15 protein-coding genes are annotated in these 14,760 nt (G+C 72.4%); 11 read left to right on the plus strand and 4 right to left on the minus strand.

The window, feature by feature from the left end:
* The first annotated feature begins 19 nt into the window (after nucleotides 1–19).
* From EV279_RS05905 to EV279_RS05935, 7 genes are read left to right on the plus strand one after another with little or no spacing between them, the layout of a single operon-like run.
* A complete protein-coding gene (locus EV279_RS05905) occupies nucleotides 20–1,000 on the plus strand; it encodes a zinc-binding alcohol dehydrogenase (protein ID WP_133541942.1) in 981 nt (326 codons plus the stop codon).
* Complete coding sequence (locus tag EV279_RS05910; protein ID WP_133541943.1) at nucleotides 997–1,392, plus strand: 6-carboxytetrahydropterin synthase; 396 nt, start codon at nucleotides 997–999, stop codon at nucleotides 1,390–1,392. Before EV279_RS05905 ends, EV279_RS05910 begins: the two co-directional genes overlap by 4 nt.
* Nucleotides 1,389–2,456 carry a glycosyltransferase family 4 protein gene (locus EV279_RS05915; protein ID WP_133541944.1) on the plus strand — a complete coding sequence of 356 codons (1,068 nt, stop codon included), beginning with the start codon at nucleotides 1,389–1,391 and terminating at the stop codon, nucleotides 2,454–2,456. Before EV279_RS05910 ends, EV279_RS05915 begins: the two co-directional genes overlap by 4 nt.
* Entirely contained in the window at nucleotides 2,453–3,265 is an 813-nt protein-coding gene (locus tag EV279_RS05920) for an SAM-dependent methyltransferase (RefSeq protein WP_133541945.1), read from the plus strand. Before EV279_RS05915 ends, EV279_RS05920 begins: the two co-directional genes overlap by 4 nt.
* On the plus strand, nucleotides 3,262–4,263 hold the full coding sequence (locus EV279_RS05925) for a lysylphosphatidylglycerol synthase transmembrane domain-containing protein (protein ID WP_133541946.1): 1,002 nt from the start codon (nucleotides 3,262–3,264) through the stop codon (nucleotides 4,261–4,263). The genes EV279_RS05920 and EV279_RS05925 overlap by 4 nt, the downstream gene beginning before the upstream one ends.
* Nucleotides 4,260–4,994 carry a dihydrofolate reductase family protein gene (locus EV279_RS05930; protein ID WP_133541947.1) on the plus strand — a complete coding sequence of 245 codons (735 nt, stop codon included), beginning with the start codon at nucleotides 4,260–4,262 and terminating at the stop codon, nucleotides 4,992–4,994. The genes EV279_RS05925 and EV279_RS05930 overlap by 4 nt, the downstream gene beginning before the upstream one ends.
* A gap of 14 nt (nucleotides 4,995–5,008) precedes the next feature.
* Nucleotides 5,009–6,682 (plus strand): hypothetical protein, encoded by a 1,674-nt coding sequence (locus EV279_RS05935; protein WP_133541948.1) that lies wholly within the window; start codon nucleotides 5,009–5,011, stop codon nucleotides 6,680–6,682.
* 20 nt (nucleotides 6,683–6,702) lie between these two features.
* On the opposite strand, the gene EV279_RS05940 is transcribed toward EV279_RS05935, so the two are convergent.
* From EV279_RS05940 to EV279_RS05955, 4 genes are all read right to left on the minus strand, one after another.
* On the minus strand, nucleotides 6,703–7,659 hold the full coding sequence (locus tag EV279_RS05940) for a helix-turn-helix domain-containing protein (protein ID WP_133541949.1): 957 nt from the start codon (nucleotides 7,657–7,659) through the stop codon (nucleotides 6,703–6,705).
* A 208-nt stretch (nucleotides 7,660–7,867) separates the two neighbouring features.
* Nucleotides 7,868–8,437, minus strand: a complete 570-nt coding sequence (locus tag EV279_RS05945; protein ID WP_133541950.1) for a hypothetical protein — start codon at nucleotides 8,435–8,437, stop codon at nucleotides 7,868–7,870.
* A 16-nt stretch (nucleotides 8,438–8,453) separates the two neighbouring features.
* Nucleotides 8,454–9,602 carry a zinc-dependent alcohol dehydrogenase gene (locus EV279_RS05950; protein ID WP_133541951.1) on the minus strand — a complete coding sequence of 383 codons (1,149 nt, stop codon included), beginning with the start codon at nucleotides 9,600–9,602 and terminating at the stop codon, nucleotides 8,454–8,456.
* Between the two features lie 129 nt (nucleotides 9,603–9,731).
* Entirely contained in the window at nucleotides 9,732–10,454 is a 723-nt protein-coding gene (locus EV279_RS05955) for a TetR/AcrR family transcriptional regulator (protein WP_133541952.1), read from the minus strand.
* Between the two features lie 120 nt (nucleotides 10,455–10,574).
* Here EV279_RS05955 and EV279_RS05960 point away from each other — a divergent pair, with 120 nt between their 5' ends.
* Genes EV279_RS05960 through paaI form a run of 4 tightly spaced genes read left to right on the plus strand, consistent with a single transcriptional unit; the run spans nucleotide 10,575 to nucleotide 14,753 of the window.
* Nucleotides 10,575–11,324 (plus strand): enoyl-CoA hydratase/isomerase family protein, encoded by a 750-nt coding sequence (locus tag EV279_RS05960; protein WP_133541953.1) that lies wholly within the window; start codon nucleotides 10,575–10,577, stop codon nucleotides 11,322–11,324.
* The gene (locus tag EV279_RS05965; protein ID WP_133541954.1) at nucleotides 11,321–12,211 is read left to right on the plus strand and encodes a 3-hydroxyacyl-CoA dehydrogenase family protein; all 891 of its coding nucleotides are present in this window, start codon (nucleotides 11,321–11,323) and stop codon (nucleotides 12,209–12,211) included. Before EV279_RS05960 ends, EV279_RS05965 begins: the two co-directional genes overlap by 4 nt.
* Nucleotides 12,208–14,271 carry a phenylacetic acid degradation bifunctional protein PaaZ gene (gene paaZ, locus EV279_RS05970; protein WP_133541955.1) on the plus strand — a complete coding sequence of 688 codons (2,064 nt, stop codon included), beginning with the start codon at nucleotides 12,208–12,210 and terminating at the stop codon, nucleotides 14,269–14,271. The genes EV279_RS05965 and paaZ overlap by 4 nt, the downstream gene beginning before the upstream one ends.
* The gene (paaI, locus tag EV279_RS05975; RefSeq protein ID WP_347876850.1) at nucleotides 14,268–14,753 is read left to right on the plus strand and encodes a hydroxyphenylacetyl-CoA thioesterase PaaI; all 486 of its coding nucleotides are present in this window, start codon (nucleotides 14,268–14,270) and stop codon (nucleotides 14,751–14,753) included. The genes paaZ and paaI overlap by 4 nt, the downstream gene beginning before the upstream one ends.
* Nucleotides 14,754–14,760 lie beyond the last annotated feature (7 nt).

Here is a 14,760-nt window from a genome sequence, read left to right on the forward strand (position 1 = left end):
ACTTGCAATCGGGGCGCAGATGAGGCAGGCGACCGCGTTCTGGGTGGAGGAGCCGGGCCGGGGAGCGCTGCGCGTGCAGCGGCTGGCCGAGCCGCGACGCGGTGAGGTCCTGGTGCGCACGCTCTACACGGGCATCAGTCGCGGCACGGAATCGGTCGTGTTCCGCGGTCAGGTGCCCGACAGCGAGCACTCCCGCATGCGGGCTCCATTCCAGGTCGGAGACTTCCCGGCGCCCGTCGAGTACGGCTACCTCAACGTCGGCGTCGTCGAGGAGGGTCCGCACGACCTGATCGGCCGCACCGTCTTCACTCTCTTCCCCCACCAGTCCGCCTTCGTCGTGCCGCACGATGCGGTCGCCGTCGTGCCGCACGACATCCCGGCGCGGCGGGCGGTGCTCGCGGGCGCCGTCGAGACCGCCGTCAACGTCCTGTGGGATGCCGCGCCGCTCGTCGGCGACCGGATCGCCGTCGTCGGGGCCGGCATGATCGGCTGCGCCATCGCGCGCCTGACGAGCGGGCTTCCGGGCGTCGACATCGTCGTGGTCGACGTCGACCCCGGCAAGGCGGACGTCTGCGCGCGCCTCGGCGTCCGGTTCGCCCTGCCGGACGACGGCCCCGACGAGCGCGACCTCGTGATCGACACGAGCGGGTCGCAGGCGGGGCTTCAGCTCGCGCTGCGCTCGGCCGCGACCGAGGGTGAGATCATCGAGGCGAGCTGGTTCGGCGACCGCTCGGTGACGATCGACCTCGGCGGCGCCTTCCATTCGCGGCGGCTGTCGATCCGCTCCAGCCAGGTCGGGATGGTCGCACCGCGGCGCCGCGGGACGCGCACCCTCGCCGACCGGATGGCACTCGCGGTCGGCCTGCTGCGCGACGAGGCCTTCGACGCGCTTCTGACCGGCGACTCTTCGTGGCGTGACCTTCCGCACGTCATGGCCGCGATCGCCGACGGCTCGACGCCCGGGCTGTGCCACACGATCGACTGGAGGGACGCCGCATGACCTATTCGCTGACGGTCCGTGACCACATGATGGTCGCGCACAGCTTCACCGGTGAGATGTTCGGCCCGGCGCAGAGGCTGCACGGGGCGACCTTCGTCGTGGACGCGACGTTTCGCGCCCACGACCTCGACGACGACGGCGTGGTCGTCGACATCGGTCGCGCCGCCGAGGCGCTGCGCGGCATCCTCTCGGCGCTCTCGTATCGAAACCTCGACGACGAGCCCCAGTTCCAGGGCGTCAACACCACCACCGAGCGGCTGTGCCGGCACGTCGCGGATCGGCTCGTCGAGCTCGCGCGCGAGGGCGCACTCGGCGGAGGCGCGCTGACCGGCATCGGCGTCACGCTCCACGAGTCGCACATCGCGTGGGCGTCGTACGAGGTGGCCCTGTGACCGCAGGGCCCACCGTCTGGTTCGTCGTCCCCGAGGGGATCGACGATCCTGCGCGCGTGAGCGGCGGCAACCTCTACGACCTGCACGCGGGGAGGGCGCTCGCCGCTCGGGGGTGGGACGTGCGGCTGATGCCCGTGGCGCCCGACGAGGAGCATCCTCCGGCCGGTTCGGGTGCGCGGCCGGCGGCCGTCGCATCCCTCCTCGCCGGGATCGACGACGACGACCTCGTGCTCGTCGACGGGCTCGTGGCCGGCCGGTCGGCCGCGGCCGTCGAGGCCGAGGCGCAGCGGCTGCGGATCGTCGTGCTCGCGCACATGCTGTCGGCGGACTTCCCGGATGCCGAGGCCCGCGTCATCGAGGGCGAGAGGCGGGCCTTCGCAGCGGCGCGGCTGATCGTGACGCCGAGCGCGTGGACGCGCCGGCGGATCGCGGAGGAGGGACTCGCCGGCGAGGAGGGGATCGTGGTGGCGCATCCGGGCACCGACGGCGGCGCGATCGCGGACGGGAGCGCCGCCGGGACCGAGCTCCTGTGTCTCGGCGTAGTGGCCCCGCACAAGGGGCAGGACGTGCTCGTCGAGGCGCTCGCGAGCCTCGCGGCGGCCCGGGGGTGGAGGTGCACGATCGCGGGCTCCCTCGAGACCGAGCCGGGCTTCGCGCGCGACGTCCGGCAGCGCGCCCGCACGGCCGGCATCGCCGACCGCGTGCTGTTTCCCGGGGTCCTGACCGGTTCGCGCCTGGAGGAGGCGTTCCGCGCCACGGATCTCGTCGTCGTGCCGTCGCGGGTCGAGAACTTCGGCATGGTCGTGATCGATGCCCTGAGCCGGGGCATACCCGTCGTCGCGAGCGAGACGGGCGGGGTGCCCGAGGCCACGGCCTCCACGCGAGCGGCGATCCTGGTGCCGCCCGGCGACAGCGCGGCGCTCGCGCGGACCCTGGCGAACTGGCTCGCCGATCCGGCGCTGCGTGCGCGGCTCACCGACGCCGCCCGCGGCAGCCGCGGCGATGCGCCGAGCTGGCGCGACACCGCCGAACGCGTCGCACACGCCCTGGAGTCGGCGCGATGAGCGACGTCATTGCCGTGTCGGCCGAATGGCTCACCCTGCGCGAGCAGATCGACGCGGGCTCCCGGTCGGTGCGGCTCGCCCGGGAAGCCGCACGGCTCGTCGAGGGGCCGGTCGTCGTGCACGACCTCGGCAGCGGCACGGGGTCGATGATGCGCTGGCTCGCGCCGTCCCTGCCGGGGCCGCAGACGTGGGTGCTGCACGACTGGAACGCCGAGCTGCTCGCCCGGGCATCGGCGCAGCCCGGCGCCGACGTGCAGGGGCGGTCGGTCGCGGTGGAGGAGAGCGTCGAGCATGCCGAGCACCTGCTTCCCGAAGACCTCGCCGGCGCGTCGCTGGTCACGGCGTCGGCACTGCTCGACGTGCTGACCCGCGACGAGCTCGATGCCGTGGTGGATGCCTGCGCAGCCGTCGCCGCCCCCGCCCTCTTCAGCCTGAGCGTGACCGGCCGCGTGCGGCTGGATCCCGCCGACCCCGGCGACGGGGTCTTCGAGGCGGCGTTCAACGATCATCAGCGCCGGCTCGCCGGCTCTCGTCATCTCCTCGGGCCGGATGCCCCCGCGGCCGCAGCCGCGGCGTTCCGCCGCGCAGGGTGGGTCGTCCGCCTCGCCGAATCGCCGTGGCGTCTGACCGCGAACGACCACGCGGTGACCGCTGCGTGGCTCGAGGGATGGGTCGCCGCCGCCATCGAGCAGCGGCCGACCCTCCTGGAGTGGGGCGACGAATACCTCCTGCGCCGCATGCGGCAGCTGACGCGGGGCGAGCTGCGCGTCGTGGTGCAGCACCTCGACCTCCTGGCGCATCCCGCATGAGCCGCTGGACCGCGGCACCGCGGACGCTCGCGATCTCCGCCTCGCCCCTCGTGCGGGCATGGATCAAGCCGGTGGTGGGGTGCGCGATCCTCGTGGCGGTCATCCTGCACGCCGGCGCGGAGCCGTTCCTCCGCGGGATCACGTCGCTGTCGGTCCTGCCGATCGTCGCCGCCACGGTCCTCGCCGCCATCGCGACGTCGGCGGCCGCGTGGCGGTGGCGTCTCATCGCCGGAGGCCTCGACATCCCCCTCGCCCAGACAGGCGCCGTCGCGGCCTACTACCGGTCGCAGTTCCTCAACACGGTGCTCCCCGGCGGCGTCCTGGGCGACGTGCACCGTGCGATAGCGCACGGTCGCAGCGTGCGACAGGTCGGCGACGCGTCCCGCGCCGTCGTCGCCGAGCGCACGGCGGGGCAGACCGTGCAGCTGGTCGTCGCCGCCGTCGTACTGGCGTCTCTCGGTGTCTGGGCATACGCTCCCGCTGTGGGCGTGATGGTCCTCGCAGTCCTCGTCGTCTGCGCCGGCGTCGTCCTCGCAGCGACGCTCAGCCGGCGTGCCCGCACGACGCTGCTGCGCGAACTCCAGCGGATCAGGGCCGCCTTCGCCGGACCTCGAACCATCGTCGGCGTCGTCGCGGCGTCGGCTGTCGTGGTCGCGTGCCACGTCGCGACGTTCGTCGTCGCGACGGTCGCCGTCGGCGCGCGGACGTCTCCGCAGGTCCTCGCCGCGGTCGCGCTCATCGCGGTCCTCGCGGGATCGATCCCGCTCAACGTCGGGGGATGGGGACCGCGCGAGGGCGCTGCGGCGTGGGCCTTCGCCGCCGCGGGCCTGGGCTCTGCGACCGGCATCGCCGCCGCCACGGCGTACGGCGTGCTCGCGATGATCGCCGTCGCTCCCGGAGCCGCCGTGATCGCGGCATCCGTCCTCCGGCGTCGTCGTGGGGACCCGCTCGATCGCCGCCATGCCGACGCCATGGCCGTCGAGGAGCCGACGGCATGACCAGGCCCTACGTCACCCTCAGCTGCGCGATGTCGATCGACGGCTACCTCGACAGCGCCGCGCCCCACAAGCTGGCGATGTCGAACAGCGCCGACTTCGATCGCGTCGACCAGCTCCGCGCCGACAGCGACGCGATCATGGTCGGCGCCTCGACGGTGCGGCGCGACGACCCCCGCCTCCTCGTCCGCAGCCAGGAGCGGCAGCTCGTGCGGACGGCTGCGGGGCTCCCGTGCTCGCCGGTCAAAGTGACCGTCACCGCGACGGGCGACATCCCCTGCGAGGCGGCCTTCTTCCGCGAGGGGGATGCCGACAAGCTCGTGTACTGCCCGCGCGACATCGCCCCCCAGCTCGCCGCGCGTCTGGACGGGGCGGCGACGGTCGTGGGTGTCGGGACGGGCGAGGTGCCGATGGCCGCAGTGCTCGACGACCTCGAGGGGCGGGGCATAGGGCGGCTGATGGTCGAGGGGGGCGGCCACGTCCACACGCAGTTCCTCGTGGATCAGCTCGCCGACGAGCTCCAGCTCGTGGTGGCGCCGTTCTTCGTCGGGGAGGCGCGGGCGCCCCGGTTCGTCGAGTCGGGCCGCTTCCCCTGGAACGCGAAGCACCGGGCCACCCTCGCCGAGGTGCGGCAGATCGGCGACGTCGTGCTGCTGCGGTATGCGCTGTCGGAACGGTTCACGCTCGAGGGCGACGAGTCGGCTTGCGCCCGGCGGCCCCTCACCCGGTCGTAGCCCGGGGACGACGGATGCGCCCGACCGCCGCGAAAGGTGCACCCCGCGACCTGCCCTCCCCCCGCGACCCGTCCTCACCCAGCGACGAGTCCGGGTCCCGGGCCGCGACGGTCGCGGCGTTCGCGACGATCGTCCTCGCCGCGCTCCTGCCGGGCGCCCTCACCGCGGGAGACGCGCGGGCGCTCCTCGGCATCCCGTTCGAAGTCGTCGCGCTCCTTCTCCTTCTGCTGGTCCTGCCCTGGCGGGCGGCGCGCACCCTCGTCGCGGTCCTCTTCGGCGGGTTGGTCGTCGGCGCCATCGTGCTCGGCGGGCTGGACCTGGCCTTCGTCGCGACGATCGACCGGCCCTTCGAGGCGGCGGGGGACTGGCCGCAGGTGGTGTCGGCCGCGGGCGTCGTCGCCGATGCGACCGGGCCCGTCGGTCTCACGATCGTCCTCGTGCTGGTCGCCGCCGTCGTGGCCGCTCTCGTCTGGGCGCTCGCGCTCGCGGCGCTCCGCGCGGGCCGCGCCGTCGCGGCAGCCGGCCGCGACGGACGCAGAGCCGTCGCCGTGATCGCGGTCGCCTGGATCGCCGGTGCACTGCTCGCCGCGCAGGCCGTGCCGGGTGTGCCGCTCGCGTCCGCCGATTCCGCGCGGGCGATCGCCGACACGACCGAGCAGACGGCCGCGGGCATCCGCGAGCGGCAGTCCTTCGACCGCGAGATCCGGGTCGACTCCCTCCGGTCGCGCGACGACCTGCTCCAGGCGCTGGCCGGCAAGGACGTCGTCTTCGCTTTCATCGAGAGTTACGGGCGCGTCGCTGTCGAGGGCTCGACATGGGCGGACGGCGTCGACCGCGCACTCCGTCGGGGCGGTGATCAGCTCGCTCGCGACGGATATCTCGCCCGGAGCGCCTTCCTGTCCTCGCCGACGTTCGGGGGAGTCAGCTGGCTCGCGCACGCCACGCTGCAGAGCGGGCTGTGGGTCGACTCGCCGCAGAAGTACGCGCAGCTCACCGCGAGCGACCGCTTCACGCTCGCTCGCGCCTTCGCCCGAGCCGGATGGACAACCGCCGCCGTCGTGCCCTCGAACAAGGAGGACTGGGACGCCGGAACCGACTTCTACGGCTTCGAGACGATCCTCGACTCGCGCAACCTCGGATACCGGGGACCGGCGTTCAGCTATGCCCTGGTTCCGGACCAGTTCACCTGGCGGCAGTTCCACGACCGCGTGCTCACTGCCGCGCCCTCGCCGGTCATGGCCGAGATCGATTTCGTCTCGTCGCATACGCCGTGGACACCACTGCCCCAGCTGCTGCCCTGGGGCGACCTCGGCGACGGGTCCGCGTTCGAGGCGCAGGCGGCGGCCGGTGACCCGCCCGTCGTGGTCTGGCAGGACCCGCAGCGCGTGAAGGAGATGTACGCCGCGTCCATCGAGTACTCGCTCGGCGCGCTCTTCTCATACCTCCAGACGTATGACCCGTCGGATCTCGTCCTGGTCGTACTGGGCGATCATCAGCCGTCGCGGATCGTCAGCGGAGAGGATGCCGATCGCGACGTCCCCGTGACACTCATCTCGAAGGATCCCGCCGTCATGGCGCGCATCGACGCGTGGGGCTGGCAGCCGGGGGTGCTCCCGTCCAGCGATGCTCCCGTATGGCGGATGGATGCCTTCCGCGACCGCTTCTTCGACGCGTTCAGCGGCGGCTGAGCCGAGGCATCCGTCCCCTGTCAGCGGCGGAGCGTGTCTGACGGGCGCTCGCCGTACTGCTCCGCATAGAGCTGCGCGAACCGGCCCGCGTGGACGAAGCCCCACCTGCGGGCGATGTCGCGGACGGCGACGCGCGCGTCGGTGGCGTTGCGGAGATCCTCGTGAGCGGCCCGCAGCCGCATCCGGCGGAGGTAGTGCGACGGCGTCATGCTGAACTGTCGCTGGAACGCCGACTGCAGGGCCCGGGTCGAGACGCCGGCCGCGATCGCGATGTCGGCGATCGAGAGGGGATCCTGCAGGTGCTGCTCCATGTGCGCGATCGCCCTGCGCACCGCACGAGACGTGGCGGCGGCGGGGCGAGGCGCTGCCATGTCGACGAGCGGGAAGGCGGCGAGGACGCTCGTCACGGCCTGGTCGATGATCCGGGCCCGCACGAGGGGTGCCTCGCGCAGGCTGGAATCCGCGACGAGCGTCGCCTCGACGAATCGCAGCGACTCGATCATCAACGCATGATGCCGGGACTCGCCGTTGACGCCGTCGAAGCGCAGCGTCGCCTGCTCCGTCCCGGTGAACCCCTGGACCGTCCGCCGCACGACGTCGGACTCGATGCGCAAGGTCCGCAGGTGCAGGCCGTTGAACTCGACCCGCAGGTCGCGGCCGGGCGGCACGAGGAAGGGCACCGCGCCCGGGCCGGATTCCCGCCCCGCGCGCCAGCGGTGTCGCCCCGCCGGGGCGTGGGCGACGATGAGGTCGGGGAAGGACTCCGTGCCCGACCGGCAGGCGCCCGAGAAGCGGAGTGTCGCCGCGGAGAAGCCGTCGTCGGTCACCGCCGCGGCCTCGTACCGGAAGTCGGCGGGAGGGTCGGCCACGAGCGCCATCGTCGTGCCGTACAGCTCGCGAATCGAGTGGCGTGCCTCGTCGAGGCTCGTGCTGCGTGCCATCCGCCGCGTGTACGGCGCCTCGAGGTCAGTGGACACCGGCGTCACTCTCCCAGGGTCTGCTGGCCGTTCTCACTCGGAATTCCCCATGCCGGCTCCTCGATCCGCTCGCCGGCACGCCGGCTCCGCCCGGAACCAACCCTCGCCGACGAGCCGCAGCATGGCGGCGGCTCTGTCCCGTACCCGAATGCGGCGTCCTCTGTGCGCATCCTGTGCGGAGGATGGGCACCCACGACGCTCCCCGCGCTCAGAGCAGTCGCACGATCCGGCGCACGACGGTCACGGCTCCCACGAGCGCGAGCACCCACGGACCCACGACGATGAGCGGGTCCAGCCACATGTGCGTGAGGTCGGCCCGATGACGCCCGAAGCGCGAAGCCAGCGGTCGGCGTCCGCGCTCGCCCAGCACGCCGGTCTGCGTGACGGGGTTGTCGGGGCGGAGCGTGGCGAAGGAGCGCACGTGCGCGCCGATCGCCTCGACCCGGTCGCCGAGGACGAGGAGCAGCCAATGGGCCGCGCGACCCTCGCTGTAGCGGGCGTACGCGAGCCGCCTGATCGCCCCAGACACTCCGTGCAGAGGCTGGGCCGTCCCGAAGACGGGAGTCAGGCGCGTGTGCTCGAGCGAGCGTTCGCGGCCGAACGGGTCCGGCTGGCTCTCGGGCAGGTCCCAGTGCGCGCCGGTCTCCTCGGGGGCGAAGCGCTCCTTCGGATACGAGGGCCGGTCGGCGGGATCGAGATCGGCGCCCCACCCCGGGATGCGTGCGCGCAGCTGATCGCTCGACTCGGCGAGCGCGGGCTTGTCGGAGGTGTACGGCATGACTTCTCCTTCCCGGTCAGGCGGCGGTCGGCCGCACGACCGTCTTGATGCAGTCGTCGAGCTTGGACGAGAACATGTGGTACCCCTCGGCGATCTCGTCGAGGGGGATGCGGTGGGTGATCAGGTCGCTGGGCTTGAGGTATCCGGCCTGGATGTGCTCGAGCAGGCGCGGCCACTGGCGCTTGACGGGTGCCTGGTTGGTGCGGATGGTGAGGCCCTTGTTCATCGCGTCGCCGAACTTCACGGCGCTGAACAGGGGCCCGTACGCGCCCACCACCGAGACGTTGCCGCCCTTGCGCACGGAGTCGATCGCCCAGTTCAGCGCGACGGGCGAGCCGCCCTGCAGCTTGAGCTTGGCCGAGGTGATGTGCTGCGTGAGATTGCCGTCGGCCTCCGCGCCCACCGCGTCGATCACGACGTCCGCTCCGAGCCCTTCCGTCGCCTTCTTCAGGAGCACGACGATGTCGTCGACCTGCGCGAAGTTGTGCGTCTCGGCGAACGCGAAGGTCTTCGCCTTCTCGAGTCGGTAGTCGAGGTGATCAACGACGACGACGCGCCCGGCGCCCATCAGCCAGGAAGACCGCGCCGCCGCCAGGCCGACGGGTCCTGCGCCGAACACCACGACCGTGTCGCCCTCGACGATGTCGCCGAGCTGCGCGCCGAAGTAGCCCGTCGAGAAGGCGTCGGTGAGCAGGAGGGCATCCTCGTCGTCGAGCCACTCCGGGATGATCGACGGGCCGACGTCGGCGAAGGGCACGCGAACGAGCTCGGCCTGCCCGCCGTCGTAGCCGCCCGTCGTATGGGAGTAGCCGTAGATGCCGCCCACTGCGGTGGCGTTGGGGTTGACGTTGTGGCAGTTCGAGTAGAGGCCGCGGGCGCAGAAGAAGCACGAGCCGCAGTAGATGTTGAACGGCACCATTACCCGGTCGCCGACCTTGAGGTTCTGCACGGACGAGCCGATCTGCTCGACGCGGCCGATGAACTCGTGGCCGAACGTGTGCCCGATGCGCAGGTCCGGCATCATGCCGTGGAACAGGTGCAGGTCGGAGCCGCAGATCGCCGCGAGCTCGACTCGCACGATCGCGTCGTTCGGATGCTCGATCCTCGGGTCGGGCTTCTCCTCCACCCGCACCTTGTAGGGGCCGCGGTACGTCATCGCTTTCATGTGACACCTTCCTTCGGTGTCGTCAGCCTGCGTGACGGTTCGCCGCCGCCTGAGGGGGTTGCATCCGACGGGCGCCCCGAGTAAGGCGCGCGCCGGACAGCCCGAAAGCGGATGCCGCGCTGCCCGGTTTCACACGGTGAAGCGCGGCGGCGGCACGTCGGGAGGCCGGTGCTTCCGCGTCGCGTTCGGCGCCGACGTCCCGAGGACCGCCTCGCCGCCCGGCTCCGGCCCCCGCGTGCGCATGCCGTCCAGCGCGATCGTCACGACGTCGTGGGCGAGGCGTTCGCGGTCGATCGGCCCCGTCGGGCGGTACCACTCCACGACGGAGTTGATCATGCCGAACACGAGGCGGGTCGTCACGGCGCCGTCGATGTCGGCGCGCACGAGGCCGGCATCCTGCGCGGAGCGCACGAGCTCCGTCACGCGCTGGTCGAACAGGCGCCGGCGCTCGAGCGCCTCGCGCTCGGTCGCGCTGTTGCCTCGCACGCGCAGCAGCAGCGTGACCGACGGCAGCCGGTCGATGAGGACCTCGACGGCCGCCCGCAGCACGAAGTCGAGGCGCTCGGCAGGCGTTCCGGTGGTCGCCCCCGTCTGATCCAGCACGCCTTCGAGCGCGCCGAGCGCGTCGTCGAGCGCCTCGGCGAGGAGCTGCTCCTTGGAGTCGAAATGGTGATACAGCGCGGACTTCGTCAGCTGCAGGCGGGCGGCGAGGTCGGCGACGGATGTCGCGTCGTATCCCTGCTCGTTGAACACGGCGACCGCCACCTCGAGGATCTGCGCGCGGTCGTAGCCGGGCCTGCCGCGCCGGACGGGGACCGCTGCGGCCGCTCCTGTCGCCGGTGTCGCGGTCATGGCCTCAGTCTCCCATCCGGTGGGCACGCCTCTGCGCGGCTGCTTGGCGATCCCTCCGCGAGTCTGCCATCATTACTGAACGATCGGTTGGAAATTCCTCGACGACGCGGAGCGCATTCGATGACGGACGACATCCGGCCTCCCCTCACAGTCGAGCGCGGCGGCGACCGGGTGGTGGCGACCCTCGATCGTCCCCACACACGCAACGCCATCGACCTCGCCACGGTCGACGCCCTGCACGCGCTCTGCGTCGAGCTCGAGCAGGAGCCGCGCATCCTCATCCTCACGGGCGCGGGCGGCGTCTTCGCGTCCGGAGCCGACATCGCCCAGCTGCGCGACCGCCGGGCGCCCGACGCGCGGCAGGGGATCAACACCCACGCCTTCGCCCGCATCGCGGCACTTCCGATGCCGGTCATCGCGGCCGTCGACGGCTTCGCGCTCGGCGGTGGCGCCGAGCTCGCGTACGCCGCCGACATCCGGATCGGCACCTCGCGCACGCGGCTCGGAAACCCCGAGACCGGCCTCGGCATCCTCGCCGCCGCCGGGGCGAGCTGGCGACTGCCGCAGATCGTCGGGCCCGCCCGCGCCGCCGAGCTGCTTCTCACGGGGCGCATCCTCGAGGCGGACGAGGCGCTCGCGTGGGGCCTGCTGTCGTCGCTCCACGACCCCGGCGACCTGATGAGCGCGGCTCATGCGCTCGCCGATCGCATCGCCGCGAACGACGCCCTCGCGACACGCCACACCAAGACCGCGCTCCGCGCCCCGCTCGAGGCGCACCCGCACATCGACCTCGAGCTGCAGGCCGAGCTGTTCGAGCGTCCCGAGAAGCGCGAGCGCATGACGGCTTTCCTCGAGCGGAGGAAGAGATGACGGATGCCGCACCCCCGCGCCCCGGAACCGCCGGCGCGGTGCCGGCCCACGTCGGCGTGCTCGGAGGCGGGCGGATGGGTTCGGGCATCGCCCACGCCTTCGCGCTCGCCGGCTCCCGCGTCGTCGTCGTCGAGGCCGACGCCGTCGCGGCAGACGCCGCTGCGTCCCGCATCGCCCAGGCGCTGGCCCGGTCGGTCGAGCGCGGCACGACGGACCGCCCGCTCGATGAGCTTCTCGATGCGGTGTCGACGGCGACGGATGCCTCCGCCTTCGCCGGCGTCGGGCTCGTCGTCGAGGCCGTCCCCGAAGAGCCCGGCCTCAAGCGCGCGGGGCTCGCCCGGGTCGAAGGCGCGATCGCCGACGACGCGGTCCTGGCCTCGAACACGAGCTCCCTGTCGATCGACGGTCTCGCTCAGGGCCTCCGCCGCCCCGAGCGCTTCCTGGGCATGCACTTCTTCAACCCGGTGCCCGCATCGCTCCTCGTCGAGGTCGTCGTGGGGAGCGCGGCATCCGCTCCCGTGGTCGACGCGGCACGCGGCTGGGTGCGGGCCCTCGGCAAGACGCCGGTGGTCGTGCGCGACGCGCCCGGCTTCGCCTCGAGCCGCCTCGGCGTGGCGCTCGCCCTCGAGGCGATCCGGATGCTCGAGGAGGGGGTGGCGTCGGCGGAGGACATCGATGCGGCGATGGAGCTGGGCTACCGGCATCCCACGGGGCCCCTGCGCACGACCGACCTCGTCGGCCTCGACGTGCGGCTCGCGATCGCCGACGAGCTGCACGAGCGGCTCGGGGAGCGGTTCGCTCCGCCGGCGCTCTTGCGGCGGATGGTCGCCGAGGGGCGCCTCGGCCGCAAGACGGGCCGAGGGTTCTACGAATGGAGTGATGCATGACCGACTTCCTGCCGAGCTACCTGCAGGGACAGTGGTGGACGCCCGGCGCCGACGCCGGCGCACAGGGAGCCGCCGTACGCGACCCGTCGACGGGAGAGCTCATCGCGACGGTCGGTGCAGAGGGCGCCGACCTCGCCGGTGCGCTCCAGTACGCGCGGACGGTCGGACAGGCATCCCTCGGCGCCTTGACGTTCCACCAGCGGGCGCTGCTGCTCAAGGAGTTCGCGCTCGCGCTGACCGATCGCAAGCAGGAGCTCTACGACTTGTCCAAGCGTGCGGGCGCGACGCAGCGCGACTCGCTGAGCGACGTCGACGGGGGGATCGGAGTGCTCTTCACGTACTCGTCGAAGGGGCGCCGGGAGCTGCCGAACGGCATGGTCTACCTCGACGGACCGGTCGAGCCGCTCTCGAAGGACGGATCGTTCCTCGGCCGCCACGTCTACACGCGCCTCCCCGGCGTCGCCGTGCAGATCAACGCCTTCAACTTCCCCGTCTGGGGCGCCCTGGAGAAGTTCGCGCCCGCGTTCCTCGCGGGTGTTCCCACTCTGGTGAAGCCGGCGACGCCGACGGCCTATCTCGCGGAGGCGTGGGTGCGCATGCTGGTCGAGACGGGGCGGCTTCCCGAGGGATCGCTGCAGCTCGTGAGCGGCAGCATCCCCGGAATCTTCGATCACCTCGGGCTCGGTGACGCCGTCTCCTTCACGGGCAGCGCGTCGACGGCCGAGCGCCTGCGGGCGCAGGCGGCGCCGGGCGTCCGGTTCACCAGCGAGACCGACTCCATCAACGCCTCGGTGCTCGGCCCCGACGCGGTGCGGGGCACGCCGGAGTTCGACGCGTACGTGAAGCAGCTCCTCGTGGAGCTCACGACGAAGGCCGGGCAGAAGTGCACGGCGATCCGCCGAGCGATCGTGCCCGAGGCATCCGTCGACGACCTCGTCGAGGCGATCCGCGCCAGCATCTCCGAACGTGTCGTACTCGGCGACCCGCATGCCGAGCGGGTCACCATGGGCCCGCTCGTCTCGACCGCGCAGCGCGACGAGGTGCTCGCCGCGGTCGGTGCCCTCGAGGCCGCCGGTGGGAGGCTGCTGCTCGGCTCGACCGAGGCGCCCGAGGTCGTCCGCGCCGACGGGTCGACGGGCGTCGCGCCGGACGGCGCCTTCGTCGAGCCGATCCTCGTGGGGTTCCGGGATGCCGCGGCCCCCGCCGTCCACGAGGTCGAGGTGTTCGGACCCGTCGCGAGCGTGCTGGCCTATCGCACGCTCGACGAGGCCGCCGCCCTGGTCGACCTCGGCGGCGGGTCGCTCGTGACCAGCGTCGCGACCAACGAGCCGGGGGTCGCCACGGAGCTCCTGAGCCGCATCGCCGCGTTCAACGGCCGGATCCTCTTCCTCAGCCGCGACAGCGCCCGCTCATCGACCGGCCACGGGGCGCCCGTCCCCCATCTCGTGCACGGGGGACCCGGCCGGGCGGGGGGAGGCGAGGAGCTCGGCGGCATCCGGGCGGTGCTGCATTACATGCAGCGCACCGCCGTGCAGGGATCGCCCGAGATGCTGACGGCACTCACGGGCGTGTGGCACCAGGGCGCCGCGGTGCATCAGGACCGGCATCCCTTCCGCAAGTCCCTGTCGGAGCTGCGCCTGGGCGATCAGGTCCTGTCGGACTCGCGAGAGGTGACGCTCGACGACATCGAGACCTTCGCGCGCTTCACCGGCGACACCTTCTACGCGCACATGGATGAGGCGGCCGCCGAGGCGAACCCCTTCTTCCCCGGGCGCGTCGCCCACGGCTACCTCCTCGTCTCGTGGGCGGCGGGCCTCTTCGTCGATCCCGACCCGGGCCCGGTGCTCGCGAACTACGGGCTCGAGAACCTCCGGTTCGTCACTCCGGTGTCGCCCGGCGACACGATCCGGGTCATCCTCACGGCGAAGCAGATCACTCCGCGGGAGACCGACGAGTACGGCGAGGTGCGGTGGGATGCCGTCATCCTGAACCAGCACGACGAGATCGTCGCGACCTACGACGTCCTGACCCTCGTCGCGAAGGAGAGCGTGCCCGCATGACGCACCCTGACCCCTCGGTCGTCGAGCGAGCGAAGCGAGACGAAACGCCCGAGCCCGGCGCGCACCCCGCGCCCGCAGCGCACTTCGCGGGTCAGCGCGAAATGCTCCAGCGCGACAAGGCATCGGCGGCCCTCGGGATGCGCGTGGAGGTCGACGAGCCCGGACATGCGATCGTGTCGATGGCCGTGCGCGAAGACATGACGAACGGGTTCGGAATCACGCATGGCGGATTCGTGTTCGCCCTCGCCGACACGACGTTCGCGATCTGCTGCAACGAGGACGCGACGGTCACGGTCGCGGCGGGCGCCGACATCACGTTCCTCAAGGCCACCTCGGCCGGTTCGGTGCTGAGGGCCGAGGCGCGGCGACGCACACGGTCGGGTCGGACGGGAGTCTACGACGTGACCGTGACCGACGAGACCGGCGATGTCGTCGCCGAGTTCCGTGGACGGTCGGTGACGACCCGCGATACACTTACTTAACGATCGT

This window comes from Microbacterium sp. BK668 (genome assembly GCF_004362195.1).
Lineage (GTDB): Bacteria > Actinomycetota > Actinomycetes > Actinomycetales > Microbacteriaceae > Microbacterium.